Annotated in this window: 25 protein-coding genes and 1 riboswitch; of the genes, 15 read left to right on the top strand and 10 right to left on the bottom strand. The window is 56.0% G+C overall.

Going from position 1 to position 24,820, the window contains the following annotated elements; genetic code table 11:
- Positions 1-30: 30 nt before the first annotated feature.
- Positions 31-810, bottom strand: coding sequence for an MBL fold metallo-hydrolase (locus ACFE33_RS10400; RefSeq protein WP_380053023.1), 780 nt, complete (start codon positions 808-810; stop codon positions 31-33).
- 279 nt (positions 811-1,089) lie between these two features.
- On the opposite strand from ACFE33_RS10400, the gene ACFE33_RS10395 reads away from it, so the two are divergent.
- Positions 1,090-1,557, top strand: coding sequence for a hypothetical protein (locus tag ACFE33_RS10395; RefSeq protein WP_380053021.1), 468 nt, complete (start codon positions 1,090-1,092; stop codon positions 1,555-1,557).
- 40 nt (positions 1,558-1,597) lie between these two features.
- Positions 1,598-2,329 carry a PEMT/PEM2 family methyltransferase gene (locus tag ACFE33_RS10390; protein WP_380053019.1) on the top strand — a complete coding sequence of 244 codons (732 nt, stop codon included), beginning with the start codon at positions 1,598-1,600 and terminating at the stop codon, positions 2,327-2,329.
- Here ACFE33_RS10390 and ACFE33_RS10385 read toward each other — a convergent pair.
- The 4 genes from ACFE33_RS10385 to ACFE33_RS10370 are packed head-to-tail and all read right to left on the bottom strand — an operon-like array spanning position 2,319 to position 5,576.
- Positions 2,319-2,639 (bottom strand): nitrile hydratase accessory protein, encoded by a 321-nt coding sequence (locus ACFE33_RS10385; RefSeq protein ID WP_380053017.1) that lies wholly within the window; start codon positions 2,637-2,639, stop codon positions 2,319-2,321. The two genes, ACFE33_RS10390 and ACFE33_RS10385, sit on opposite strands and share 11 nt — an antisense overlap.
- Positions 2,636-3,331, bottom strand: a complete 696-nt coding sequence (gene nthB / locus ACFE33_RS10380; RefSeq protein ID WP_380053015.1) for a nitrile hydratase subunit beta — start codon at positions 3,329-3,331, stop codon at positions 2,636-2,638. The genes ACFE33_RS10385 and nthB overlap by 4 nt, the downstream gene beginning before the upstream one ends.
- Complete coding sequence (gene nthA, locus ACFE33_RS10375; protein WP_380053013.1) at positions 3,328-3,945, bottom strand: nitrile hydratase subunit alpha; 618 nt, start codon at positions 3,943-3,945, stop codon at positions 3,328-3,330. Before nthA ends, nthB begins: the two co-directional genes overlap by 4 nt.
- Positions 3,946-3,992: 47 nt before the next feature.
- Positions 3,993-5,576 carry an ABC transporter substrate-binding protein gene (locus tag ACFE33_RS10370; RefSeq protein WP_380053011.1) on the bottom strand — a complete coding sequence of 528 codons (1,584 nt, stop codon included), beginning with the start codon at positions 5,574-5,576 and terminating at the stop codon, positions 3,993-3,995.
- A 200-nt stretch (positions 5,577-5,776) separates the two neighbouring features.
- Here ACFE33_RS10370 and ACFE33_RS10365 point away from each other — a divergent pair, with 200 nt between their 5' ends.
- Genes ACFE33_RS10365 through ACFE33_RS10355 form a run of 3 tightly spaced genes read left to right on the top strand, consistent with a single transcriptional unit; the run spans position 5,777 to position 9,398 of the window.
- Positions 5,777-6,754, top strand: coding sequence for an ABC transporter permease (locus tag ACFE33_RS10365; protein WP_380053009.1), 978 nt, complete (start codon positions 5,777-5,779; stop codon positions 6,752-6,754).
- Positions 6,754-7,671 (top strand): ABC transporter permease, encoded by a 918-nt coding sequence (locus ACFE33_RS10360; RefSeq protein ID WP_380053007.1) that lies wholly within the window; start codon positions 6,754-6,756, stop codon positions 7,669-7,671. Before ACFE33_RS10365 ends, ACFE33_RS10360 begins: the two co-directional genes overlap by 1 nt.
- A complete protein-coding gene (locus ACFE33_RS10355) occupies positions 7,671-9,398 on the top strand; it encodes a dipeptide ABC transporter ATP-binding protein (RefSeq protein ID WP_380053005.1) in 1,728 nt (575 codons plus the stop codon). The genes ACFE33_RS10360 and ACFE33_RS10355 overlap by 1 nt, the downstream gene beginning before the upstream one ends.
- Here the strand turns inward: ACFE33_RS10355 and ACFE33_RS10350 are convergent.
- Positions 9,395-10,978: a phospholipase D family protein gene (locus ACFE33_RS10350; RefSeq protein ID WP_380053003.1), complete on the bottom strand. Its 1,584-nt coding sequence runs from the start codon at positions 10,976-10,978 to the stop codon at positions 9,395-9,397. The two genes, ACFE33_RS10355 and ACFE33_RS10350, sit on opposite strands and share 4 nt — an antisense overlap.
- Before the next feature lie 246 nt (positions 10,979-11,224).
- Positions 11,225-11,328: riboswitch (TPP riboswitch) on the top strand.
- Positions 11,329-11,386: 58 nt separating this feature from the next.
- Between ACFE33_RS10350 and thiD the strand changes: the two genes are divergently transcribed.
- From thiD to ACFE33_RS10300, 10 genes are read left to right on the top strand one after another with little or no spacing between them, the layout of a single operon-like run.
- Positions 11,387-12,187 (top strand): bifunctional hydroxymethylpyrimidine kinase/phosphomethylpyrimidine kinase, encoded by an 801-nt coding sequence (gene thiD, locus ACFE33_RS10345; RefSeq protein ID WP_380053001.1) that lies wholly within the window; start codon positions 11,387-11,389, stop codon positions 12,185-12,187.
- Positions 12,184-13,161 (top strand): FAD-dependent oxidoreductase, encoded by a 978-nt coding sequence (locus ACFE33_RS10340; protein ID WP_380052999.1) that lies wholly within the window; start codon positions 12,184-12,186, stop codon positions 13,159-13,161. Before thiD ends, ACFE33_RS10340 begins: the two co-directional genes overlap by 4 nt.
- The gene (gene thiS, locus ACFE33_RS10335) at positions 13,145-13,342 is read left to right on the top strand and encodes a sulfur carrier protein ThiS (protein WP_380052997.1); all 198 of its coding nucleotides are present in this window, start codon (positions 13,145-13,147) and stop codon (positions 13,340-13,342) included. The genes ACFE33_RS10340 and thiS overlap by 17 nt, the downstream gene beginning before the upstream one ends.
- Positions 13,343-14,110, top strand: coding sequence for a thiazole synthase (locus ACFE33_RS10330; RefSeq protein ID WP_380052995.1), 768 nt, complete (start codon positions 13,343-13,345; stop codon positions 14,108-14,110). It begins immediately after the preceding gene.
- The gene (locus ACFE33_RS10325) at positions 14,107-14,703 is read left to right on the top strand and encodes a thiamine phosphate synthase (RefSeq protein WP_380052993.1); all 597 of its coding nucleotides are present in this window, start codon (positions 14,107-14,109) and stop codon (positions 14,701-14,703) included. The genes ACFE33_RS10330 and ACFE33_RS10325 overlap by 4 nt, the downstream gene beginning before the upstream one ends.
- On the top strand, positions 14,700-15,671 hold the full coding sequence (locus ACFE33_RS10320; protein ID WP_380052991.1) for a ThiF family adenylyltransferase: 972 nt from the start codon (positions 14,700-14,702) through the stop codon (positions 15,669-15,671). The genes ACFE33_RS10325 and ACFE33_RS10320 overlap by 4 nt, the downstream gene beginning before the upstream one ends.
- A gap of 12 nt (positions 15,672-15,683) precedes the next feature.
- Positions 15,684-16,622, top strand: coding sequence for an ABC transporter substrate-binding protein (locus ACFE33_RS10315; protein ID WP_380052989.1), 939 nt, complete (start codon positions 15,684-15,686; stop codon positions 16,620-16,622).
- Positions 16,619-17,302, top strand: a complete 684-nt coding sequence (tenA, locus tag ACFE33_RS10310) for a thiaminase II (protein ID WP_380052987.1) — start codon at positions 16,619-16,621, stop codon at positions 17,300-17,302. The genes ACFE33_RS10315 and tenA overlap by 4 nt, the downstream gene beginning before the upstream one ends.
- The gene (locus ACFE33_RS10305; RefSeq protein ID WP_380052985.1) at positions 17,302-17,994 is read left to right on the top strand and encodes an ABC transporter ATP-binding protein; all 693 of its coding nucleotides are present in this window, start codon (positions 17,302-17,304) and stop codon (positions 17,992-17,994) included. The genes tenA and ACFE33_RS10305 overlap by 1 nt, the downstream gene beginning before the upstream one ends.
- Before the next feature lie 2 nt (positions 17,995-17,996).
- Positions 17,997-18,722 (top strand): ABC transporter permease, encoded by a 726-nt coding sequence (locus ACFE33_RS10300; RefSeq protein WP_380058702.1) that lies wholly within the window; start codon positions 17,997-17,999, stop codon positions 18,720-18,722.
- A gap of 7 nt (positions 18,723-18,729) precedes the next feature.
- On the opposite strand, the gene ACFE33_RS10295 is transcribed toward ACFE33_RS10300, so the two are convergent.
- The 4 genes from ACFE33_RS10295 to ACFE33_RS10280 form a co-directional block, all read right to left on the bottom strand.
- A complete protein-coding gene (locus ACFE33_RS10295; protein ID WP_380052983.1) occupies positions 18,730-19,938 on the bottom strand; it encodes an NAD(P)/FAD-dependent oxidoreductase in 1,209 nt (402 codons plus the stop codon).
- Positions 19,935-21,638, bottom strand: a complete 1,704-nt coding sequence (locus tag ACFE33_RS10290; protein WP_380052981.1) for a hydantoinase B/oxoprolinase family protein — start codon at positions 21,636-21,638, stop codon at positions 19,935-19,937. The genes ACFE33_RS10295 and ACFE33_RS10290 overlap by 4 nt, the downstream gene beginning before the upstream one ends.
- Positions 21,635-23,725 carry a hydantoinase/oxoprolinase family protein gene (locus ACFE33_RS10285; RefSeq protein WP_380052979.1) on the bottom strand — a complete coding sequence of 697 codons (2,091 nt, stop codon included), beginning with the start codon at positions 23,723-23,725 and terminating at the stop codon, positions 21,635-21,637. Before ACFE33_RS10285 ends, ACFE33_RS10290 begins: the two co-directional genes overlap by 4 nt.
- 93 nt (positions 23,726-23,818) lie before the next feature.
- Positions 23,819-24,709 carry a LysR family transcriptional regulator gene (locus tag ACFE33_RS10280; RefSeq protein WP_380052977.1) on the bottom strand — a complete coding sequence of 297 codons (891 nt, stop codon included), beginning with the start codon at positions 24,707-24,709 and terminating at the stop codon, positions 23,819-23,821.
- Between the last annotated feature and the right edge of the window lie 111 nt (positions 24,710-24,820).

The raw sequence follows: 24,820 nt of genomic DNA, 5'->3' as shown, positions 1-24,820 counted from the left end.
GCACCCCGCGATTGGGATGCGCCCAATATTTTAATGGTTGCCTGCGCCTGCGCCATACCAGTCGGCCAACTCGACTTGAACCGCGTCGTCTAGAAGCTTGGCGAACTCTTTGGGGTCCTGCGAGCCATCATCGCGACCGCGATAGTGGTAGGGGATCACCACCGCTGGCTTGAATTCCGCGACTGCGCTTGCGGCGGCCTCGATGTCCATTGTGAAAGGTAGGTTCATACACAGGAATGCAACGTCGATATTCTCAAGCGCACGCATTTCCGGGATGTCCTCTGTATCGCCAGAAACGTACACGCGAGCATCACCGATATTCAGAACATAGCCGTTGTCGCGCCCTCGGGGGTGGAAGTCGAGGCGGCCCTCGGTTGTGTTATAGGCGGGAATGGCTTCGATCTTGATGTCACCGAAATCGGTTGTTTCTCCATTGCCGATCACTTGAGCTTTTTCGGCAAGCTCAGGCGTCATTTCGGCCTGCGCTCCTTGGTTGGAGATGAGCTTTGTGTCATCCCCTATGATGGCGGCGAGGGTTTCGTTGTTAAGGTGGTCGCCGTGCTGGTGCGTGATGAGCGCAAGATCCGCTGGTGGCTTCCCTTCATATTGCGAGGGGTCACCGACTGGATCAACATAGATAACCGCAGAGGGCGTTTCGAGGATAAACGAGGCGTGCGAGATTGGCGTTATCTTTACCGTTCCGTCTGCAAACTCCATCATATGCTCCTCGGCTGTGGCAAATGCAGGGAGTACCGTGATCGCACCTGCTGTGGCTGCGCTTGTTTTTAAGAAATGACGTCGTGAAAACATTTGTCTCTCCGGTTCTGCTATAATTGATTAGAATCTGGGACGATAATTGGCCGCCCCATGGTGGAAATACTTGCGTTCATTCAGGAACTGGCCCGAGCCAATTCTCGGAAACTTTGCCATAGACTTTTGTCTAATACTATCGAGGTCGCGAAAAGTTGAGGAGGACAAGCGAGAGTGCGCTTGGATTTCTGAATTGCATCAAGACGTTGTAGAGCGCACACTGTTGGGGAAGCCGCATTGATTACAGAAACAGCATTTCGCCATACTTAGGATACTTTTATGAACACTTTCTCTTCGCGCCTCGGCAAGACAGTTCTGAACTTGTTGCTCGCCATGTTGAATGCGACACTGATCTTGATTGCGGTGTGCTTGTTCCTTGAATTGCGGGTTCTTCAGAAAATCGACGGGCTGACGGCGACTTTCGCACAGAACCTCATTCAGGTTGAGCCACTCAAGGACTCGGTTGACGGGCTGACCGATCAGGTCGCTAATTTGCAGGCCGAGTTGGCCGCATTCCGCGAAGCACCGCTAGAATTGGGGGCGGAGCGCTCTGAGCGGCTCGCGGCAATTAGCGCGCAGGTGGACACGTTGAACACAAGGATTTCGGGCATTCGGGCGCAAGTGGGCGAGGTGCTTCAAGATCCGAAGATGCTTGTGGATTACACGATCGAGAAGGGGGTTCAGGAGCTCGTTACGGGGGCGGCGGACCTTGCGGGCTGTGTAATGCCGACATCGTCCGAAATCTGATCGTTGCCCGACAGGAACCAGCACAAGAAAGGAATACGCCATGTCACATTTGGAAAATATCCGTGCAAACGCAACCAACCGCGATTTGATCGAGGGGCAGCTACAGCACTTGGGAATTGCCGTGTTCATGGGAATTGGCGCGTGCTCGCTTCTGGTTCGGGTCGATGACGGGCCGTGGTATTTGATGCTCAACACGGTGACTTGGGCCAAATTCGCAATCATTCTCGCGATTGTGCATCAGTTCGTGGTTGCGGCTGTTTTCCGGCTTCAACTCTACAAGAATTGGATGAGCAAGAGGTTTGGCGACCGGGATATGCAGGTATGGGCCGCGATATTCATGCCGCTTCTCATTGCGCGCCCGCTCTTGATCATGCTTACGGGCTGGAGTGACACAACGCCGATCACGGGTATTCGTCCTGCCGAGATTATCCTCGGCCTCGCGTTGATCGGGGTTGCGGGTTACGGGCTTTATTCGGTGCTGGAGTATTTCACACTGCCGCGCGCACTGGGCGGAGATCACTTTCGCGATGAATATGCGCAGATGCCATTGGTAAATCAGGGGATATATAAATATACCGATAATGGCATGTATGGTGTTGTATTCTTAGGGCTTTCTGGGATTGCACTTTTGTATGGTTCGTGGAACGCACTTGTTGTTGCCCTGTTCCAGCACGCATATATCTGGGTGCATATGTATTGCACCGAAGGGCCTGATATGCGTCGGATTTACGGCACGCGTCTTACCGAGAAGGAAGCGCCACCTACGGTTTAGGTGGCCTCTTGGGGTGGACGGGCTGTCCATGCGGGGTGGTTAGGAACGCGTCAGTCCAAAGGGATTTCATGAGCGCGAGCGCGTCTGGTGCAAGCGTCCCTTTGGACACCAGCAGACGTTCAAGCGTTGTGACCCAAGCCCGATAGTAATCGTCGCTTCCGTCAAGCTCCGCGTCACTTTTCGCCAGTTCCGCGCCGAACATCTCGGCCCATTCTGACCATTCAAAATGCCCCGTTTCGTTCAACGCAACCGCGAGCGCGAAGGCCTGTCCGTGCCAAGGCGCTTCGAATGGTTTTTCGGGTGTGGTCATTCAATCGGCTCCAGATAACTCTCCCAGAGGTCAAGAACCATCTCGTCGTTGGTATCCGTTCCCCACAGTTCTTGCGCAGTAAAGCGAACCGCATAAAGCGGCTCTGGCGCCTCTCCTTGAAAATGTGCGTTCGAATCCGGAAAAACATGCGCGCCGTGGATAAGTTCAATCGTTCCCACGCGACCAGCCGCATAACGGGGCAGGCGCGTGTGACCTCCCTCAACCGATTTGTTGCGCGCGTGGGGAACCGCGCGCACCCGCGCGCCAACCACAAAGCGTGGCGCACCCGCAATGTCGCGCGAATAGGGGACGCGCGTCGTGACTCCCTTGAGCACATTCTCTGCGCGGAAAATGCGGGGATGTTGCTCTTGGGCGGGAGAAGGCGGTTGATCGCTGGCAATGGACGCAGAGGCGCGATCCAAATCGTCGCGACTAATGACCTCTCGCTCGACGAGAATATCCGTCAGGCCAGCGAGCCATTTTTCGTAGTAGGTGAAGGCGGAATAATCCTTGGGTGCAAGGCACTCGCGCGCGTGGCGGCTTGCGTCGATATTCCATGCGCCAAGGGCACCACAAGCTAGATTGAGCGCCAGCGCGCGGGCCTCCCATTCGGAATGAAAGACTTCGTTATCGTCTTTCTCAGGGATCGGACCATCGCCAAAGCGCCCGCCCATGTCGTGGATACGGCTCATGATGCGGGGCCTTTGGGAATGTCGGTGCCAATCATGCTATTGCGCGTAACCAGTTCGGCGAGTGCGTCTTCGCTTAGGTTCTCTGTACCTTCTGGGCGCTGCGGAATGACCAGATAACGGACCTCGGCGGTGGAATCCCAAACGCGAACGGACTGCTCGGGGAGGAGTTCAACGCCAAACTCTGCCAGTACTTTGCGCGCTTCACGGATGGCGCGGCTGCGATAGGCATCGGATTTATACCACGCAGGTGGGATGCCCAAAACGGGCCAAGGGTAACAACTGCACAGGGTGCAAACGACGAGGTTATGACGCGCCGGGGTGTTCTCGACGGCGACCATATGCTCGCCTTGACGGCCAGCAAACCCTAGCTCGGCAATCGCGGAAGTCGCATCCGCGAGCAGGCGCTCTCTAAATGCCGGATCACACCACGAACGCGCGACGACCCGCGCGCCATTGCGAGGGCCGATTTTGTTTTCATAGGTGTCGATGATGGCGTCGAGCGTGGCACTGTCGACCAAGCCCTTTTCGACCAAGAGGCTCTCAAGCGCGCGGACCCGTAGCTCGGGGTCGGTCGGGAGGTGACTGTGCGGGTGGTCGTCGTGGTCGTGTGGCATGGTGTCCCCGAAATAAGGGAGGGGGCCAAGGGCCCCCTCTGGTCGTCTTAGTTTACCGTAACCCAGCGCAGAATAAAGAAGTTATCCGTGCGTTGTGTCAGGTCGATGTTGTCTTTGGTCGCCCAGATAAGCGGCTGAACATACAGCGGAATATATGCGACCTCTTCCTGAAGGATCGCATGCGCCTCGTCGATCAACGCCTGACGTTTGTCTGGGTCGATCTCTGTTTGGATCATCGGAAGCAACTCATCTACGCGCTCATTCGAGTAGTCACCAAAGTTCCACGAACCGATCTTTTTCTCTTCGTTCGGTGTAACGGCGAGGAAACGGAGCGGGTGCTCTGCGTCAAATGTGCCTGGGGACCAGCCTAGGAAGTACATATCAAAGTTGTCTTCGCGAAGTTCTGGCCAGTAGTTCCGAACTGGCATCGAGGAGAGTTTTGCCGTGATACCAATTTTCGCAAGCATGGACGCCGTCGCACGACAGATCGCCTCATCGTTGATATAGCGATCATTCGGGCACATCAGACCAAACGAGAACCCATCAGCATATCCTGCTTCGGCCAAGAGCGCTTTCGCAGCTTCTGGATCATAGGGGAAGCGCTCGGTCAAATCAGTTGAGAAGCCCTTCATTTCCTTGGAAACAAGCTGCGAAACAGGCTCTGCTGTGTCGCGCATGATCTTTTGCGTCAGCGCATCAACGTCAATCGCTTGGTAAACCGCTTTGCGAACGCGTGGGTCCTGAAACGGGTTCTTGTCGGTTGTTTCGTCGGAATACTTGAGGGTCGGCGCGCCGTGGCCAAAACCAAGCATCATTACGCGGGCCTCAACACCTTCGTGCACGGTGAAACCGGGCGTTTCCTTCATGCGTGGCACGTCCTGAAGCGGGATCGGCGCGATAAAGTCGATCTCGCCAGACAGGAGCGCGGCCATACCAGTGGATGCCTCGCCAATCGGCGTAAAGATCGCTTCGGTCACGTTGCTTTCAAGCTCGTCCCACCAGCCATCAAACGGCGCAAGCGTGGTACGGACCCCAGGATCGCGCGATGTCAGGACAAACGCACCCGTTCCGTTGGCATTGCGCGTGGCAAAGTTCTCGGCGTCTTTGGCTGGGCGCTCGGCGCCGTTTGCTTCAAGCCAACCGGAATCCATGATCATGAAGTTCGCGATTGAGTCAGGAAATAACGGGTTCGGAGACTTGGTCATAAAGTCGATTGTGTATTCGTCTTGGACAACAACGCTTTCAACTGGCGCAAACCACGAGCGTACATCTGCTTCTTCAGAGCTCGCGCGCTCATAGGAGGCCATCACGTCCTCGGCGGTGAAGTCCGAACCGTCGTGGAATTTCACGTCTTTGCGAAGGTGAAAACGCCAGCCGTCACCACCGAGTGGCTCCCAGCTCTCGGCGAGTGCGCCTTCGATCTTCATCTCTTTGTTGCGGCGGACGAGGCCTTCATAAACGTTGTTCAGAAAGCCAAGAACCGGCGCCGCGTTTACGGCATGGGGGTCCATCGTTTGCGGGTCGGTCGAGCCTGCCCATTTGAACGTTTCCGCCGAAGCAACGCCTGCGGCCATGCTTAGCGCAAGGCTCGCCGCCATTGTTCTGGCAATCGGTTTTGATAAGAAATTCATGTGTTGTCTCCCCATGATCGGGCGCATGGGCACCCTTGGTGCGGTTGTTTACCGCATGAACCTAGGGGCAAGCGCGGCCAGTGTCCAACCCCCTAAGTGGTCACAATTTCACAAAGATGTGATTTTTTTAGCTGCGAAATTTTTGTGCTGGAACTCCTGCGTCATGCCTGCCAAATTTACACGAAGCTTTGGGGGCGTACGTGGCACTTTTTGTTCTTAGACGGCTGGTTCAGTCAATATTTGTTATGCTGGCCGTGAGTTTGCTTGCATTTGCACTCTTTCGATTCGTGGGTGATCCGGTTGCCGTAATGGTAGGGCAGGAGACCTCAATTGAGGATCAAGAGCGCCTGCGCGAGCAGCTTGGTTTGAACGATCCTGTCATTACGCAATATGCCCGTTTTGTAGGCAATCTGTTGCAGGGGGAGTTCGGATATTCCTATCGCACGCGCCAACCAATCGGAGAGATGTTGCTTGATCGTATGCCCGCGACGGTGGAGTTGGGCTTTGTCTCGCTGCTGATTTCGCTGGCTGTTGGCATCCCTGCAGGAATTTATACCGCCCTTCACAAAGACGGAGCGGCGTCGAACGCAATCCTGATTGTGACGCTGATTGGAGTGTCGATTCCGACATTCGTTATCGGCATATTCCTCATTTATATCTTCGGGGTACAGCTTGGTTGGTTGCCGACCTTCGGGCGGGGCGATGTCGTCGAGATTGGTTGGTGGAAAACCAACTTCTTGAGCGTAAGCGGCCTCAAGGCACTCATCCTGCCTGCTGTCACGCTCGGGATTTATCAGTTGACGCTCACCATGCGTCTTGTGCGTTCCGAGATGCAAGACGTCATGCAAACCGACTTTGTTAAGTTCGCGATTTCGCGCGGGATCGACTATCGGACGGTGCACTATCGCCATGCGCTTCGGAATTCTATGGTGCCGGTCATTACGATCATCGGATTGCAGTTTGGCGGCATCATCGCCTTCTCGATTGTAACCGAGAGTGTCTTTCAATGGCCAGGGATGGGGCTTTTGTTCCTAGAGAGCATTCGCTATGTCGATATCCCCGTGATGTCCGTATACCTCGTTGTTATCGCGTTGATTTTTGTGGTTATCAACCTTGTGGTGGATTTGCTGTATTTCGTGATTGACCCCCGTGTTCGTTTGAAATCGGAGGCAAACTGATGTTGGAATATTGGCGTCGCGTGCGCATCGAAAACGAAGTTATCTACCTGTTCCTGCGCAGCCCCATCACCCAAATCGCCGCGATTATTGCGTTTGTCTCGGTTTTTGGCGCATTGCTCGCGCCGTGGATCGCGCCGAGCAATCCTTATGACCTCGCGAGCTTTGATCTTCTGGATAGTTTCTTGCCGCCGATGTGGGCCGATGGGGGCGATCCGCGGTACTTCATCGGGACGGATGATCAGGGACGCGATCTGTTGTCATCAATCCTTTACGGCACGCGGTTGTCGTTGCTTGTCGGGCTTTCGTCGGTGGCGTTCGCTGCGATCCTCGGCACTGGGCTTGGGCTTGCTGCGGGGTATTTCGGGGGGCGTTTTGATGCGGTGGTGATGCGGATTGCGGACGTACAGCTTTCACTTCCGGCAATCCTGACCGCCTTGCTTGTCGACGGCGTTGCGCGGGGCATTCTACCGCGCGAGCAGCATGAAGATTTGCTCCTTGTGGTTCTGACCGTTGCGATTGGCCTCTCGCTTTGGGTAAATTTCGCACGGACCGCGCGCGCTTCAACATTTGTGGAGCGCAACAAAGAGTACGTGCAAGCCGCTGAAATCATGGGGTTGCATCCGCTTCGCATTATGATCGTCGCGATCCTTCCGAATATCATGGGGCCATTGCTTGTGATCGGCACCGTTGACCTTGCGGTTGCTATCCTTCTTGAGGCTACGCTGAGCTTCCTCGGGGTAGGCGTGCCGCCAAACCAGCCCTCATTGGGGACACTCATTCGGATCGGGACAGAGTACATCTTCTCGGGCGAGTGGTGGATCGTGATTTTCCCATCCTTAACCCTGATCATCATGATCGTTTCGATCAACATTCTCGGCGACTTCCTGCGCCGTGTTTTGAACCCGAGGTTGCGTTAATGACCGAACTTCTGAGCGTCACCAATCTGACGGTAAAATATCCCACGCGGTTCGGGGATTTCACCGCGATCGAAGGCGTGAACCTCTCGCTATCCAAAGGTGAAATCCACGGGCTGGTCGGGGAATCCGGCGCGGGGAAATCGACCATTGGTTCGGCGATCATCGGCCTTATCCCATCGCCCGGATATATCGCCGAAGGAGATGTAAGACTGCACGGCGAGAGCCTGCGCGGGTTGTCCAATGCGGCCTATCACAAGTTGCGCGGCGCCAAGATTTCAATGATCTTTCAGGACCCGCAAACATCGCTTAATCCGCTGCTGACAATCGAGGATCAACTCGTGGAAACCATCCGCCAGCATGCGGATATTAACTATGCGACAGCACGCGCTCAGGCCATTGATCTCTTGCATGAAACGGGCATTGAGCAGGCCGAAGAACGCATGGGCGACTATCCGCACCAGTTTTCCGGCGGTATGCGTCAACGCGTGGTGATCGCGCTTGCGCTTTGTACCGACCCCGACCTGATTATTGCGGACGAGCCAACGACTGCCCTTGATGTGGCAATTCAGAAGCAAATCCTTGAACTCTTGCGACGGCTAGCCGATGAGCGTGGCGTTGGATTTATTCTGATTACGCACGATATCGGCGTGATTGCCGAGATCACCGACACGGTGTCCGTTCTTCGCAATGGGCGTTTGATCGAAGAAGGCGAGACCGCCCAAATCCTCGGAGCACCCAAGGCGGAATACACCAAGGCCCTTATGGCCGCCGTTCCGCGTTTGGGTAAAAAGCAGGAGCGTTTTGCCAATATCATCGCCGAGAAGACAAACCTATCATCGCCCGAGTTGCAGTGGAAAGTAAGCGGCGCAAGTGCCGAGTTCGCCTCGGGCTGGTTGCTTGGTGGCCCAAAGGAAAAGAGCAAGGGAGATACGATCCTTGCGCTCAAGAATATCGACGTAACTTTCGGGCAGTCCTCATTTCTTGGCCTCAAAAAATCCGAGGGTTTTAAGGCGCTTAGCGATGTTTCCTTGGACGTTACCGCGGGGCAAACACTTGGCATCATCGGTGAGAGTGGCTCGGGGAAATCGACACTCGCGAAGTCTATTGTCGGCCTGCTTCGACCGTCTAGCGGCTCAATCGAATTTGAAGGTGCCGAGCTTGCCCTCGGGCGCGATCGTGGCCGTCATCATGCTGCGCGGCGCAAGATTCAGATGGTGTTTCAGGATCCTTATTCTTCGCTAAACAACCGCCAACGGATCGAGGATATCATTGGCGAGCCAATTCGGTTCTTTGGCCTCGCCAAATCCAAAGCGGAGCGGCGCAAGATCGTCGCATCGGTGCTTGAACTGGTAGAAATGCCGCAACGCGCGATGCTTAAATACCCGCATCAGTTTTCCGGCGGCCAGCGGCAGCGAATTGCCGTCGCACGTGCACTTGTTGCCCGTCCCGAGTTTCTGATCTGTGATGAACCAACTTCTGCGCTGGATGTTTCCATTCAGGCTCAAATATTGAACCTGTTTAAGGACCTACAGTCGCAGTTTGGCCTGTCGATACTCTTTATCAGCCACAACCTTGCTGTTGTGCGGCAAATGGCGGACGAGATTGCGGTGCTCAAGAACGGAGTATTGGTGGAAAATGGCCCCGCCGAAGCGTTCTTTGCGGGACCACAGGCCGAATATAGCCGCCATCTTCTGGCCGAGACGCCATCGCTCGATAAAATCGCCTAAAGCTGCCCTTTGAATGGCAAGATACGCGTAATACCCGAGACCAAACGCTTGCCGAATGTCGCGCCGGGATCGTTCCTGCGGATTTCTTTGACGTTACCGGCTTCGAAGGTCCAGATTATCTCGCCGTTCTCATCGAGTGACAGGCGATAGGCGTGTTGTCGGATGTAGTTCTCTACACCCGTCTTAAAGTTCGCGGCGAGTTCCGGGGCATCCATAAACACGCCCAACTCAGTGTTGATCTCAATTGAGCGGGGGTCATAATTCAAAGAGCCTACGAACATCTGCTCGCCATCAAAAACGGCGGCCTTGGTATGAAGCGTTAGGACAATATCGCTATCCTTGGGCAGTTCCCCAACGGCCTGAAGCGCATCAGCACGAATTTCGTAAAGCTCAACCCCAGCGCGGAGCAGCTCTTTGCGTGCGGGCGCATAACCACCGTGAACAGTCGCGTGATTGGTCGACGCAAGCGAGTTGGTCAAGATACGAACACGTTTCCCACGCGCGCGGATCTGTTTGAGCATCGCAACATCGTCGGGGCGGGGTACGAAATACGGTGTCATGAGGATAAAGTCGCGCTCGACGTTCCACATTGCCTTCTTGAGAGCGTCGGCGAGGTCCTGCGGCCCATCGTTGGGCGCCATCTTAAGCTTGATTGGGCGATCAGAAACGACACGCGCATGGCCATGTGTCGTCGGGATGTCGCCGTTGCGTATGCTCTGCAAAAATAGAGAGGTGGAAGCTGTGCTATAAACGTCCTTTGCGGCCTCTTCCGCTCGTATCTCAAGCTCACGGCGGGCAGCGGAAAAATCGACGTCAGGCGCATCTTTTACGATTCCGGACATGGAAACAGCGCGCGAGTCATTCCAGAACATATCAAAGCTTGCCGCGATATCCTTGGCGACTGGCCCTGCGGCAAAGAAATCAAGGTCGGCGAATTCAGCTTGTGTGTTGATCTGGAAATATTCGTCGGCAATGTTGCGGCCGCCAAAAATCGTCGCGCTGTTGTCGACGGTCAGCGACTTGTTGTGCATCCGTCGGTTTACGCGATTGAAATCAAGGAAGAAGTTCATTGCCTTCGTCGACCCGCGCGACAGCGGATTAAAGAGGCGAATCTCGATGTTTTCGTGGCTGTTCAGCAATGCGATCTGACGATCCGTGGCGGTTGTGAAGACGTCATCCAACAGGAACCGCACCCGCACACCGCGCTCGGCGGCTTGAATAAGTGCACGAGAAAAGAGGCCGCCCGCGAGGTCAGGTTTGATGAGGAAGTACTGAATATCCAGCGTGCGCTCTGCCTGTTCAATCAGACGCAAGCGCGCGCTCAGGGCATCGGTGCCTGACACCAGCGGGATAAACGTGGACCTACCGCCGTTCGCACGTGTGATCTCATTTACCGTAGTGGCGATCGAACCTTTGGCCGGCACATCAGTCGCCGCAGAGTAGCTGCGATTGGTGTCATAGGGCACATAGGTGCAGCTGGCGGCCAAGCCGATGGCGCTCACCATCAGGGCAAGTTTTACGCTTTTGGTTAGCGATTCTCGGGATGGCTTTGCGGGGTCTTTTGGCGACGTATGAATCATTGCTACAGTTGCGGCATTCCAGCGCTTGGCGTCAATCTAAAGCGGCGCTTGCTGCGCAATTCATCAATTCTGCGCGGTATCTTCGCAACTACGATGAGATGGCGCGGTGCTTCTGTCGCTTCTGCTTTAAGTTAATTATTTCAATATGATAAGCCACATAATTGATCTGTTTAGTTAAGCCGCGAACGCCATTTGTGCGTCAAAACTTTCTCCTTGATCCCTTCTGGAAATGTCTCTACCCATTGGCGCATACCGTTGGGGAGCCTGCCCGTCAGGCTGAGATTTGCGAGAGCATAAACCCATCGAACCTGATCCGGATAAGCGGCGTAGGGAACGGTTTTTGGTGGGTGAAATTCCCTCGCCATTGTCCTTCTTTCGTGCGCAATCCCAATGCGAAGGCGGCGAAGAATGGCGAAGATTGCCCTTACAATTGCAGGCTCCGACAGCGGCGGCGGCGCGGGGATTCAAGCGGACCTCAAGGCATTTTCGGCGCGCGGCGTATACGGCGCAAGCGTTGTTACCGCGGTCACGGCTCAGAATACCAAGGCGGTAACTGCGGTCCAACTCATAAGCCCGAACGTGATATCCGCGCAGATTTCGGCAGTCCTCTCTGACATCAAGACCGACGCGATCAAAATCGGAATGCTCGCCAATTCCGAGATTATCGAAACGGTCGCCACGGCCTTGGACGGGTACAACGGCCCAATCGTTGTGGACCCTGTGATGATCGCAAAATCTGGCGACGCGCTGCTTGAGGATCATGCAATCGGAACACTGTGTGAGCGATTGCTGCCGCTCGCAGATATCTTAAGCCCGAACCTGCCAGAGGCAGCGCGTATTCTTCAAACCACGCCCGCAACGTCCACGCAAGAGATGCTAGAGCAGGGGCGCGCGCTCTTGGAGTTGGGACCGAAAGCGGTGCTGATGAAGGGCGGACACGCGAGCGAGGACACCTGCTCGGACTATCTCGTGACCGCGCATGAACACTGGGTTTTCACAGCACCTCGGCTCTCGACAAAAAACACGCACGGAACGGGGTGTACGCTTTCGGCGGCGATTGCGGCGGAACTTGCGAAGGGCGCAGCGCTAGAAAAGGCCGTTGAAACTGCACATCGTTACCTTCAGGGCGCGATTGCGGCGGCAGATACATTGGGCGTTGGGCACGGTCATGGACCGGTTCACCATTTTCACGAGTATTGGTCGAAATGAGCGATGTGACCATAAAAGGCGCGGGTGTTTTGGGCCTCTGCATCGCGACGGAACTTGTGGCGCGTGGCGTATCTGTGCGCTTGTTTGATCTTGAAGCAGAACTTGGCGGCCATGCGTGCTCTTGGTGGGCGGGCGGAATGCTGGCGCCGTATTGCGAGGGGGCCAACGCTGAGGAGGCCGTTGTGCGCCTTGGCCAAGAAGCCGCCCCATGGTGGAAACACCACACAACGGGTGTTCAGGAAAACGGAACGCTTGTACTTGCGCTTGGCCGCGACCACGCCGATTTGACGCAATTCGCGCGGCGCACAACAGATTTCATCGAAGTTAACGGTGAAGAAATCGGAGCATTAGAACCCGACCTCGCGGGCCGATTTTCACGCGGGCTTTTCTTTGGCAGCGAAGGGCATTTGGCTCCGCGCGCGGCATTAGAACAGCTTCGCACGTCGCTTATATCATCGGGTGTCAAGACCGAGGTTGATCCCAATAACTCTCTTCAACGTGTTGATTGCACGGGGCTTTCCGCAAAATCAGCTCTGCACGACCTGCGCGGTGTGAAGGGAGAGATGCTCGTGATCCGCTGTCCTGAAATCTCTCTTGCGCGGCCTGTGCGGCTGCTTCACCCACGTATTCCGCTCTATATCGTGCCGCGTTGCGATGGTGTTTTCATGCTTGGCGCTACCATGATCGAGGCAAGCGACAGAACCCGAATTACCGCGCGCTCAATGCTTGAGTTACTCAGCGCGGCCTATGCACTGCACCCCGCATTTGGAGAGGCCGAGATTTTGGAGATCGGCGTCGATGCGCGCCCTGCGTTCCCCGATAACCTGCCGCGACTTCGCGATGACGGCACAACGCTTTTTGCGAACGGGCTCTATCGGCACGGGTTCCTGCTCGCGCCTGCAATCGCGCGGATGACGGCCGAGTATTTAATTGATGGACAAAAACCGGAGGTGATGGATGCGTATTTTCGTTAACGGCGAGGCGGCGGACGTCAAAGCCACCACCTTGCATGAGGTGCTGGGTGAGCTTGGCTACGTCGGCGACGCGGTCGCAACCGCACTTAATGAGGAGTTCGTCGCCGCTACTGCGCGTGAAACGCAACCAATATCTAACAATGACCGCTTGGAAATTGTTGCACCGATGCAGGGGGGCTAGATGCGCCGATTTTATGATACCGAGTTGGCCTTGCCGCTCATGCTTGGGACGGCACAATACCCTTCGCCCAAAATACTGGCCGAAGCCTTCCGCCGCTCGCAGGCTTCTGTTGCCACCGTGTCTTTGCGCCGTGAAACAGCAGGCGGGGGGCAGGATTTCTGGCGTATGATTAAGGATTTAGGTGTCAAAGTTCTTCCGAATACTGCCGGATGTCATACCGTCAAAGAGGCCGTGACCACCGCCCATATGGCGCGCGAAGTGTTCGGGACAAAATGGATAAAGCTCGAGGTCATCGGCCATTCCGACACCCTGCAACCAGATGTCTTCGCCCTTGTCGAAGCCGCAGAAATTCTGACGCATGATGGTTTTCAGGTGTTCCCATATACAACCGAAGACCTTGTTGTGGCTGATCGATTACTGAATGCGGGATGTGAGGTTCTGATGCCGTGGGGCGCGCCGATCGGATCAGGCCAGGGGCTGAATAACCCGTCAGGCTTGCGCAGTCTGCGTGCGCATTTCCCCGATGTTCCGATGGTCATTGATGCAGGGATCGGCCGTCCTTCACATGCGGCACTGGCGATGGAGATGGGTTTTGACGCGGTGCTTCTGAACACTGCCGTCGCCAATGCGGGAGATCCGGCAACGATGGCCGAAGCAATGGCCGCCGCCGTGCGTGCGGGCATGTTGGGAAAACAGGCCGACCCAATGGAGCCACGCGATATGGCGGCACCTTCAACACCTGTTATCGGGAAGGCGTTTTTGCAATGATACTTCCCAGATTCTACCCGATTTTTGACTCGGCTGACTGGATCGAGCGCATGGTGCCGCTTGGAGTGAAGCTCGTTCAATTACGCATAAAGGACAAGCCAGACAGTCACATCCGCCAAGAGGTGCGGCGCGCCAAAAGGGTTTGCGATGCACATGATACCATTTTGATTATTAACGACTATTGGGAAATTGCCGCCGAAGAAGGGTGCGGTTTTATCCACTTGGGTCAAGAAGATATGGATGCCGCAGATTGGGATGCTATCCGTGCGGCGGGACTTAAGTTCGGGTTGAGCACGCATGATGGCAAAGAGCTTGAACGAGCGCTTGCGATGAAGCCCGAATACGTAGCGCTCGGCCCCGTCTTTCCGACCATCCTTAAGAAAATGAAGTGGAACCCTCAGGGGCTGGAGCGTGTCACGGAATGGAAAAAACGTGTCGGCCCAACGCCGCTTGTGGGGATTGGTGGCCTGACGGTTGAGCGAGGCTTAGATGTTCTGCGCGCGGGGGCGGACAGCGTGGCTGCAGTGACCGACATAACCCTGAACGATGATCCCGAAGCGCGGGTCAGGGAATGGATCGAGGCCGTTCAATGAGCCGCTATGCCCGTCAGATAGTGCTTTCCGAAGTTGGCGAGGTCGGACAATCGCGCATCTCTGGCGCCCGCGTTCTGGTGGTAGGTGCCGGAGGGCTTGGCGGCCCTGTGCTCCAGTACCTTGTGGGGGCAGGTGTCGGGAAAATCACGATACTTGACCCCGATACCGTGGAAGAGTCGAACCTCCACCGACAGGTGATCTTCGGTGAATCGGATATTGGCCGCCCCAAGGTTTCCGCCGCTGCGGACGTGATGGCCAACCTGAATGCGTCCAGCGATATTTCGGCGATTCAGGCGCGGCTCGATCCTTCGAATGTTGAGCGGCACGTGAAGAATTCCGACCTCGTGCTGGATTGCGCGGACAGTTTCGCGGCTTCTTATACGCTTTCCGATGCCTGCTTTGCGGCTGATACTCCGCTGATCTCGGCCTCGGCACTTGGCCTTACGGGGTATGTCGGCGGTTTTTGCGGCGGTGCGCCTAGCTTACGAGCGGTATTCCCGGACTTGCCAAGCCGCACGGCGACCTGTGCTACGGCGGGCATCCTCGGCCCTGTGGTGGGAATGATTGGGAGCGTTCAGGCGCAAATGGCGCTTGGGGTTTTGCTTGAATTCTCTCCCCGTCCTTTGGGACAATTCGTGCAATTAGACACTAAAACATGGCGCCCATCTTCCTTTCGGTTTGATACCGCACAAGAGCCGCAACACGCGCTGCGCTTTATTTCCAAAGAAGACATCACACCAACGGATTTCGTCGTCGACGTGCGCAGCAGTGAAGAGGCGCCGACCACAGTGGTGCCACATGCGCAGCGCTTGAGTGTGGATGCGTTCGGCAAATCAGGGCTGCGTCCGTCGGAAAACCAGCGCGCGGTGTTCTGCTGTAAATCGGGCTTGCGTGCGTGGCGTGCGGCTCAAATCCTTTCTGAAAACTGGTCTGGCGAGATTGTATTGCTCGCACACAACCCTGAATAAAAGGTTCATATTATGCGTTTTCTTCCCTTCGCCCTCGCGGCCTGTATTGCGACCCCTGTTGCGGCGAACGACGAGTTTACAGTCCTGCTCGACTGGTTTGTGAATCCCGACCACGGGCCAATTATCGTTGCGCAGGAGCTGGGATATTTTGAGGATGCGGGGCTTTCCGTCGAGATCATCGCGCCCGCAGACCCTGCCGATCCGCCGAAATTGGTGGCTGCGGGCAAGGGTGATCTGGCGATTTCCTACCAGCCATCGTTGCACCTGCAAGTGCAGGAAGGTTTGCCCCTCAAACGCGTAGGAACGCTGGTTGCGACGCCGCTGAATTGCCTTCTGGTGCTAGAGGATGGCCCCATCCAAGAAATCGCGGACCTTGCGGGACGCAAGATTGGTTTTTCGGTTGCTGGCGTTGAGGAAGCCGTTCTGGGCGCGGTTTTGGGCAGCCACGGCGTTGCATTGGCGGACGTCGAGATGGTGAATGTGAACTGGTCGCTCTCGCCTTCGTTGATGTCGGGACAAGTGGATGCGGTGATCGGTGCGTTCCGCAATTTCGAGCTGAACCAGATGGAGATCGAAGAGGTGCCCGGCAAGTGCTTCTATGTCGAGGAAGAGGGGCTACCGAGCTATGACGAGTTGATCTATGTCGCCAACCCCGATGTCATGGATGCCGACAAGATCACGCGTTTTCTGGACGCAACCGCGCTGGCCACACAATACATTGTGAACCATCCGCAAGAGAGCTGGGAGATTTTCGCCGCCACCGCACCAGAGTTGAACGATGCGCTGAACGCCGCGGCATGGGTGGATACATTGCCCCGCTTTGCCTTGCGTCCCGCAGCGCTGGATCACGCGCGTTATGCGCAGTTTGAGGCGTTCCTGCATAAGGCTGGCCTTGTGTCCGAGATCACGCCTGTGTCTGATTTGGCGATTGACTTGGGACAAGCCGAATGAGCGCCACCCAAGAATACGGCCGCGCTTTTTCCCTGTGGCGGAGTAGCTGTCATGCCGATTGGGAGGCGTATTGTGGTCATCAGTTCGTCACATCCCTAGGTGACGGCACCCTCCCGCGACGGGCGTTTTTGCACTATCTGGTTCAGGATTATATCTTTCTCAAGCATTTTTCCCGAGCATGGGGGCTTGCGATTGCCAAGGCAGATAGTCTTGCCGAAATGTCCGCATGTGCGACGACGGTAAACTTGTTGCTTAACCAAGAGATGCAGCTTCACGAAGGGATCTGCGCCGCAGAAGGAATAACAGAGCAGCTCGCCATCGCCGAAGAAGCACCGGCAAACCTTGCTTACACGCGCTTTGTGCTGGATGCGGGGTACTCGGGCGATTTTACAGATTTGCTCGCGGCCTTGGCGCCATGTGTGCTGGGCTATGGCGAAATCGGAGCGCGCCTTGCGCGAACTGCAACTTCGGGCACCTATGCAGACTGGATCGCGACCTATGCAGGGAGCGATTATCAGGAGGGTTGCCACGAGGTCGGCGCATTGATTGATAACGCCCTAACGTCGCGCTTTGGTGAGCGATTTGAGACACTTCCGATTTGGCAGCAACTGTCAGGCCGCTTCACGACCGCAACGCGGCTTGAGGTTGGATTCTGGGATATGGGGCTTGCGGGGGCGTAATGACGCTGAATATCCAAGGCTCAGGCGTACTAGAAGGTAAGTCCCTGTTTTCAGGTCTTGACGTTGCACTGCCGCGCGGTGAGTGGACGTGCCTGCTTGGTCCGTCGGGGGTGGGGAAATCCAGTGTGCTTCGGCTGCTGGCTGGGCTGGAAACCCCTCTTGTGTTTCATGGAGACAGTCCAAAATTGGAGGGGCAGGTCGCGTTTATGGCCCAGAGCGATCTGTTGTTCCCGTGGCTTACGGTACTTGAAAATACGATGCTCGGCGTGCGCTTGCGCGGCGAGAGCAAGGACGAGCGCTGCGCCCTTGCGTTGCTTGAACGTGTCGGGCTGGGTGCGCATACGAGCAAGAAACCCGCCGCGCTCTCGGGTGGACAGCGCCAGCGAGTGGCCCTTGCGCGGACCTTGATGGAAGGGCGCGAGATCGTGCTGTTGGACGAGCCATTTAGCGCGCTTGACGCCCAGACACGCACAGAAATGCAGGATATCGCCGCCGAGATGCTCGCTGGAAAGACAGTGCTCCTAGTCACGCATGACCCCGCAGAGGCCGCGCGATTAGGCGATAATATCCACGTTATGCTGCGTGAAGGATCCGTAAAGGTTGCCGCGCCATCATCCCTCGCGCCACGTGCATTTGATAATGCTGAGGTCCTTGCCTGTCAGGCAAAAATTCGTGCGGAGCTATTCTCATGAACATGCGAAATGGCGTTATTTCGGCTGCGGTTCTTATCGCGGTGTGGCAGTTGGCGATTATCCTGACGGGGGTTGCGTCCTTTATTCTGCCGCCGCCCCTGAAGGTGGCCGAGTCACTTTGGGTCAATCGCGCGCTGATTGCCGAGCACGCTTGGGTCACAATTGGCGAAGTCCTGTTGGGGATGGTTATTGGCACAGCCCTTGGTGTTATGACGGCACTTCATCTCTGTGTGTCGCCCACAGCGCGCGCGATATTGCGACCGATCCTCGTGTTCTCGCAGGCCATTCCCGTGTTCGCCCTTGCGCCGCTTCTGACGCTTTGGTTCGGGTTCGGGATCGGATCGAAAATCGTGATGACGGTGATGATCATCTATTTTCCCGTCGCATCTGCATATTTCGACGGCCTCATGAAAACGCCTCAGGGGTATCTTGATCTTGCCCAAACTATGGGGGCGGGTAAGGGGCGAATGCTTGTGGAGGTCCGGATGCGCGCTGCGGTGCCTTCGCTGGCGTCCGGTTTGCGCCTCGCAGCGGTCTATGCGCCGATTGGTGCGGTGATCGGCGAATGGGTCGGCGCATCCAAAGGGTTGGGATACCTGATGCTTTTGGCTAATGGGCGGGTAAAGACGGACCTGCTCTTTGCCGCGCTTATCGTGCTGGCGGTACTGACCGTATTATTGCACCTCGCGGTCGACCGTCTGGCGCGTCGGATGGAGCGTGATTATTGAGGCGCCGTTAGATGACGGCCCGCTCCATGAAACGCTCACCCTTCAAGACGCGCTCATATCCAAACGGCGACAGATCAAGCGTGCGGAACCCACCATAGGTTATCAGTTCCCCAACGCCACGTCCCATCGCGGGGGATTGCTGAAAACCGTGCCCCGAGAATCCATTCGCAAAGATGAAGTTCTCAACCTCATTATGGCGCCCCAAAATCGCGTTTTGATCCAAGGTGTTATAAGCATAATGCCCAGCCCATGAATTGATCAGCTTAATTGCCTCAAACTGTGGGATGCGGGTGGCAATGATGGGCCAGACTTTGTCCTCCCAGATGTCGTGATCCATCGCGAAATCATCGAACTCAACCGCTGGATCGAAATCGGGCGGACAGCCAGCCATATAGTATTTTCCATCGGTCCGCATATGCACGCCAGATGGATCAATCGTTAGGGGCAGATCGCGATCAAGTGGATTTTCAGCCGCAAAGATAAACGTAAAGCGCTTGCGCGGCTCAACAGGGATGTCGATCCCGACCATGCGCGCAGTTGCGGCGGCACGAGGACCAGTGGCGTTTACAACCGTGCCGCAAGTGACGATTTCACCAGACGCCAGCCTGACGCTTTGTATGCGATTGTCGGTTCGGTCGATGGCGACAACTTCGTTCTGGATATACTCAACCCCGCCTTCGCGAGCACGACGTTTCCACCAGTCAAACATGGTATTCCCGTCAAAATAACCTTCGTCGATCAGGTTGTGGGTGCCGCCAATAACATCGTCGAGTTGATAGAACGGATAAGCCGCCTGAATTTCATCGCGCGTCATGTATTTCGTGCCAGCCCCGAGGGACTGTTGCAGCTTTTGGTTGCTGCGCAATGTCTGATCAAACGCGTCGTTATCCGCAAGATAGAGATAGCCAAAGCTATGAAGCGGAATTTCGGGGACGCGCGGATCATCCCCCATATAGCGGCGAAAGTTTTTAATGAAATCAACGCCAAACTGGCTTACGCGGATATTAATTTCATTGGAGAACTGCTGGCGAATACAGCTATTCGTGTGCGAGGTGGAGGCAAACTCATAGCTCTGGTCGCGCTCAACGACCAAAACGGTTCCATCAAAATCCAGATTATCCGCTAGGAACCACGCAACCGACGAGCCGATCATTGCTCCGCCGATTATGACCACATCATAGCTGCGCTTATTGGGGGGCGTGGTGGGCCGCGTCATGGAATCGTTTCTCCGTTCGTGATCAGACCTCGGATATCGGCCACATCATCTTCGGAGAGTCCATAGAGATTCATTGCGGCCTCTTCGGTAATATATCCGCGTGCGAGATCACGGCGCACATCGTCGGGCGCGCGCTCAGCGGCATCGCCATATCCCGCACCACCAGGGAGCGCCAGAACAACGCGCCGACCGTGCGGAACGAACTGTTTTCCCTTGCCCTGCATGGCTGTGCCGTCATCTTGGGCAATGGTTGTGGGGGCGCCGTTTGCGCCGCCTTGGCGACCGCGCGCGGGGTGGTCCACGCGATCAAACATGGCTTGGAAATCAAACTCATGGCCTTCGCGCGCGCCGACCTCCATATGTTGTCCCAAACCGCCACGGTACTTACCCGCTCCGCCACTGTCGGGGCGCAATTCCTTGCGCCAAATAATGACGGGCCCCACGTGTTCGGTTGCTTCGATTGGCATGGTCATAACGCCCGAAGGGAAGGCTGTTGCGTTCAATCCGTCCAGTGTCGGACGCGCTCCTGCGCCGCCCGAGTTGAACGTCAGAACCTCTGCACGTCTTGCATCATTGGGGGCAGGGGCATCCGTACGAGGGCGCAGCGAAACCTGAAAGTTACAGAGGCAACCAGCGCCCTCGGCGGGAACTGTTTCGGGGAGGATCTTATCCAATGCGCCATAAACCGTGTCGGGGATCATGTGCCCGATCACGTGCCTAAGGGCCACGGGCGCAGGGTGTACCGCGTTCACGATTGAGTCCTTGGGAGCGACCACCTTGAACGGCGCAAGGGATGCCGCGTTATTCGGAATCTCGGGCGCAATAGCACACTTCAGCGCGTAACAGGCGTAGGCCTTTGTATAGACCAGCGGGACGTTAATCCCCTTTTTATCAAGGCCGGAGGTGCCCTCAAAATCGCAAAGGATGCTATCCTCTTGGATATCCAGACGCACCTTCAGTTCGATGGGCGTGGAATATCCGTCGATCTGCATCTCGCCCGTTGCGGATTGGCGAGGAAGGGCGTTGATACGCTCAAGCGTGGCGCGACGGGAATTTTCGAGGATAAAGCCGCCGATGCCTTCGAGGTCGGTAAGGGCGAACTCCTTCATCATCTCAAGCAGGCGACGCTGGCCAATTTCGTTACAGGTCGCGAGGGCATAGATATCTCCGACGAGTTGGTCGGGTTCGCGCACATTCCCGCGCACGATCTGGATGAGGGTTTTATCCACCGTTCCGCGCTCTGCGAATTTCATGATGGGGAGGTACAGACCTTCTTCGTATACACTCGCCGCATCGGCACCAAAACCGCGCCCGCCGATGTCGACGACATGCGCAGTACAGGCGAAAAAGCCCACAAGTACGTCATTATGGAACGTGGGCGTCACAACGGTAATGTCGTGCAAATGCCCAGTGCCCTCCCACGGATCATTCGTGATATAGACGTCACCTTCGAAGATGTTCTGCCTGCCGATGCGCCGAATGAAATGCCCGACCGCATCCGCCATTGCATTCACGTGCCCCGGCGTTCCGGTTACGGCCTGCGCAAGCATTTGCCCCGCAGCATCATAAACCCCCGCCGAGAGGTCGCCTGCCTCGCGAACCGAAGTGGAAAAGGCCGTGCGAACAAGGGCTTGGGCTTGTTCTTCAACCACCGAGATCAGACGGTTCCACATTACTTGGTGGGCAACAGAGGTGCTCATTGCAAAGCCTCCTTCTTGAGAGTGATGTCAATCGTGCCATCAGGTTGCGCATGTGCTTGGCGAGAGGAAGGGACGATGATCGTCGTTTCGTTCTCGGTAATGATTGCAGGTCCGCTAACGCGCGCAAGAGGCGCAAGTTCGTCGCGTAGATGCACTTCGGCCTCGACGGATGTACCGAGGGCCGCGTCAAATATCTCTCGGTTGTTTTGCGTGGTGGCTTGTTGTTTTGCCTGCGACTGGTTGATGTTCTCGGGCTTTTGCGGAGGGGTCGTAGCGTTGGCCGACCAGACCGTAATCTCAACATCCATACCTTCAACTACACGACCGAACAGGGCGGTATAATCGGCCTCAAACAGCTTCAGGAATGTTTCGGCATCTGGATTTTCAGCTTGTTCAGAAGTGAGCTGAATAGGGATTTCCCAACCCTGCCCAGAATACCGCATGTAAACTTTGTATTCGGTCAAAATCTCGGCGTCTGCGTCGCAGGTCCGCACAAAAACTCGCGCTTCTTGGGCGAGATCGTTCAATAGTTCGCGGATGCTTGGCGCGTCAAAATCGGACAGGCGCATATAGACAGAGCGGTTTGCCTCAAAGCTGAAGGGCGCGCGCAAGAAACCAATCGCACTACCGACGCCTGCGCCTTTTGGTACCAAGAGCCGCTCAACGCCCAGCTTCTCGCAGAGGCGTCCGGCATGGAGTGGGGCAGCGCCGCCAAATGCGATCATGGTATATTCCGCAAGGTCCTCGCCATTTTCAACCGCATGAACGCGCGCGGCGTTTGCCATATTTTCGTCAACCACTTCGGCAAGACCAAAGGCGGCGGTTTGCGTGTCCATGTCGAGCGTTACACCAAGGTGTTCGTGCAGCGCGGCCTCCGCGTTGATGCGGCTCAGGTTAAAGGAACCTCCTGCAAAGTTCTCCGGATCAAGCTTGCCCAGCACCAGATCGGCATCCGTCACCGCGGGGCGCTTACCACCTCTGTCGTAGCACGCTGGGCCAGGTTCCGAGCCAGCACTTTCGGGTCCGACGCGAATTTGATGCATCGCATCCACATGCGCCAACGAGCCGCCACCTGCGCCGATTTCGACCATGTCAATAACCGGAATCGAGATGGGCATCCCCGATCCCTTCTTGAACCGATAGGTGCGCGCCACTTCGAATACGCGGCTGGTTTTTGGCGTTTGGTTTTTGATCAGGCAAATCTTGGCCGTTGTCCCGCCCATATCGAACGAAAGCACCTTTTCCAAACCATAGCGCGCGGCAATGTCCGCCGCGAAAACCGCACCGCCCGCCGGGCCGGACTCAACCAGACGCACGGGGAACTCTGCGGCACTCTCAAGCGCGATAATCCCACCGCCCGAGTGCATCAGAAAGACGTTGCATTGCACACCTTCCTGGGCGAGCCGCCCCTTAAGACGTCCGAGGTAACTCTTCATCAGAGGTTTGATATAGGCGTTCGCCGCCGTCGTATTGAACCGTTCGTATTCGCGCATTTGCGGTGAAACTTCGCAGGACAGCGAAACCATGATGTCGGGGAAACGCTCGGCTATGACATCGCGGATCAGAGTTTCGTGCGCATCATTGAGGTATGAATGGATCAACCCGACCGCGACGCTCTCGTATCCTGCATTGCCGATTTGATCCACGAGGGCCTCGACCTCTGCGCGGTCAATCGAGATCAGCACCTCGCCCCGCGCATCAACGCGTTCACGCACAGTATAGCGGTGGTTGCGTGCAAGCAGTGGTTCGGGAAGGGACAGGTTCAGGTCATATTGCTCAAACCGTGATTCCGTCCGCATTTCAATGACATCGCGGAAACCCTCGGTTGTAATCAGCGCAGTTTTCGCGCCAGAGCGTTCAATAAGCGCATTGGTCGCAAGTGTCGTGCCGTGGATGATCTGGGTGATTTCAGAGGGTGCAATGCCAGCCTGCGCGCAGACTTTATGAAGCCCTTCCATGATCGCGTCTTCTGGTGCGGCATAGGTGGTGAGTACCTTGGTGGAGTAGGGCGTCGCGCCAACCTCCAGAACCACATCGGTAAAGGTTCCTCCAATATCCACGCCCAGTCGAATATCCGTTCGATCCATTTTCATGCCTCATAAATGCGTTTTCAGCATTAGTTTAGGGTGCAGGCATCATGTGATCCAATTATTTGATTGGATAGATAGGATAAAATAATTTTATCCTCTGGCGGCGACCTTGGCCGCAATTTCCGACGCTGTCGTCACATACCTGGGCACGCGGTGCGCATCGTATCGCGCCATAAATACAAGGTTCTGCGGATGCCAGTGATAGGGGAGCGGAACCAGATCGCCGCCTTCGAGTTCCTTTGTGATCATTGCTTGGGGTAGGGCGGCGATACCCATCCCCTCAATCGCCATATGCGCACAGGCCGCGAGATTGCTGGATGGCACAAGGCGGGGCCGAACGTCAGGAAGGGACGAAAAATGCGTGTTGATCTCATCGAACAGACGCGTATTGCGCGCGTGCGTCAGAAGCGGATGCGCACAGATATCCGCAGCGGTAATGTCATCCTTTGCCGCAAGCCCGAGCGATGGTGACGCCACCCAGATCGATGGATATTGCGCAAGTTCGATCTCTCCGGCCATCGGGATGCTGAACGGTGCATTCTGTAACGCAAGATCAAGCGTTCCCGCCGCCAGCGCCTGTTCAAGCTGCACCGAGAGATCGACCGTCAACTCGACGTGCAGACTTGGCAATTCCTCTCGCAATTCTTTGAGAAAATCGCGCAGCCATGTGTGTACGATAAGCTCTGTCACCCCAAGGCGCAGCGTGCCCTCGATAAGGATGTTGCGCTGAGCGGCCTCAATAAGGGCTTCGTTTGCACGCAGCACTTGTCGTGCATGTTCCAGTATCTCGCGCCCCTTGGCCGTCAACCGAACAGAGCCCGCGTCGCGCTCCATCAGCGTTGTCATCAGCGCAGCCTCAAGCCCCGCGATGCGTGTGGAAATGTTGGGCTGGGTCGTGTTCAGCCGCTCCGCTGCGCGGCGAAAACTGCCGAGGTCTGCAACCCAGATAAAGGCTTCGAGCTGTTTTAAATTGAGCGCCACAGCCCATCCTTCGTGCTAAGTTAGCTGCAGTCTTGCGTAGGATTCCTTCAATGTCAAAGTCGATGATTGCTAAAGTTGCGAATGTTTCGCAATTACATTGACAGTTGCGAA

Source organism: Falsihalocynthiibacter sp. SS001, assembly GCF_042445055.1.
In the GTDB taxonomy this organism is placed as follows: domain Bacteria; phylum Pseudomonadota; class Alphaproteobacteria; order Rhodobacterales; family Rhodobacteraceae; genus Falsihalocynthiibacter.
The sequence above is the reverse complement of the archived record's forward strand: the minus strand, read 5'-3'. Positions and strand labels throughout refer to the sequence as shown.

What these genes read in the sequence shown, in the direction of transcription:
- ACFE33_RS10390 (WP_380053019.1), top strand. Translation starts at nt 1,598, where the DNA reads ATGTCACATTTGGAAAATATCCGTGCAAACGCAACCAACCGCGATTTG.
- tenA (WP_380052987.1), top strand. Translation starts at nt 16,619, where the DNA reads ATGAGCGCCACCCAAGAATACGGCCGCGCTTTTTCCCTGTGGCGGAGT.
- ACFE33_RS10360 (WP_380053007.1), top strand. Translation starts at nt 6,754, where the DNA reads ATGTTGGAATATTGGCGTCGCGTGCGCATCGAAAACGAAGTTATCTAC.
- ACFE33_RS10350 (WP_380053003.1), bottom strand. Translation starts at nt 10,978, where the DNA reads ATGATTCATACGTCGCCAAAAGACCCCGCAAAGCCATCCCGAGAATCG.
- ACFE33_RS10370 (WP_380053011.1), bottom strand. Translation starts at nt 5,576, where the DNA reads ATGAATTTCTTATCAAAACCGATTGCCAGAACAATGGCGGCGAGCCTT.
- ACFE33_RS10325 (WP_380052993.1), top strand. Translation starts at nt 14,107, where the DNA reads ATGATACTTCCCAGATTCTACCCGATTTTTGACTCGGCTGACTGGATC.
- ACFE33_RS10355 (WP_380053005.1), top strand. Translation starts at nt 7,671, where the DNA reads ATGACCGAACTTCTGAGCGTCACCAATCTGACGGTAAAATATCCCACG.
- ACFE33_RS10385 (WP_380053017.1), bottom strand. Translation starts at nt 2,639, where the DNA reads ATGACCACACCCGAAAAACCATTCGAAGCGCCTTGGCACGGACAGGCC.
- ACFE33_RS10305 (WP_380052985.1), top strand. Translation starts at nt 17,302, where the DNA reads ATGACGCTGAATATCCAAGGCTCAGGCGTACTAGAAGGTAAGTCCCTG.
- ACFE33_RS10320 (WP_380052991.1), top strand. Translation starts at nt 14,700, where the DNA reads ATGAGCCGCTATGCCCGTCAGATAGTGCTTTCCGAAGTTGGCGAGGTC.
- ACFE33_RS10330 (WP_380052995.1), top strand. Translation starts at nt 13,343, where the DNA reads ATGCGCCGATTTTATGATACCGAGTTGGCCTTGCCGCTCATGCTTGGG.
- thiD (WP_380053001.1), top strand. Translation starts at nt 11,387, where the DNA reads ATGGCGAAGATTGCCCTTACAATTGCAGGCTCCGACAGCGGCGGCGGC.
- ACFE33_RS10285 (WP_380052979.1), bottom strand. Translation starts at nt 23,725, where the DNA reads ATGGATCGAACGGATATTCGACTGGGCGTGGATATTGGAGGAACCTTT.
- nthB (WP_380053015.1), bottom strand. Translation starts at nt 3,331, where the DNA reads ATGAGCCGTATCCACGACATGGGCGGGCGCTTTGGCGATGGTCCGATC.
- ACFE33_RS10315 (WP_380052989.1), top strand. Translation starts at nt 15,684, where the DNA reads ATGCGTTTTCTTCCCTTCGCCCTCGCGGCCTGTATTGCGACCCCTGTT.
- nthA (WP_380053013.1), bottom strand. Translation starts at nt 3,945, where the DNA reads ATGCCACACGACCACGACGACCACCCGCACAGTCACCTCCCGACCGAC.
- ACFE33_RS10340 (WP_380052999.1), top strand. Translation starts at nt 12,184, where the DNA reads ATGAGCGATGTGACCATAAAAGGCGCGGGTGTTTTGGGCCTCTGCATC.
- ACFE33_RS10300 (WP_380058702.1), top strand. Translation starts at nt 17,997, where the DNA reads ATGCGAAATGGCGTTATTTCGGCTGCGGTTCTTATCGCGGTGTGGCAG.
- ACFE33_RS10400 (WP_380053023.1), bottom strand. Translation starts at nt 810, where the DNA reads ATGTTTTCACGACGTCATTTCTTAAAAACAAGCGCAGCCACAGCAGGT.
- ACFE33_RS10290 (WP_380052981.1), bottom strand. Translation starts at nt 21,638, where the DNA reads ATGAGCACCTCTGTTGCCCACCAAGTAATGTGGAACCGTCTGATCTCG.
- ACFE33_RS10295 (WP_380052983.1), bottom strand. Translation starts at nt 19,938, where the DNA reads ATGACGCGGCCCACCACGCCCCCCAATAAGCGCAGCTATGATGTGGTC.
- thiS (WP_380052997.1), top strand. Translation starts at nt 13,145, where the DNA reads ATGCGTATTTTCGTTAACGGCGAGGCGGCGGACGTCAAAGCCACCACC.
- ACFE33_RS10395 (WP_380053021.1), top strand. Translation starts at nt 1,090, where the DNA reads ATGAACACTTTCTCTTCGCGCCTCGGCAAGACAGTTCTGAACTTGTTG.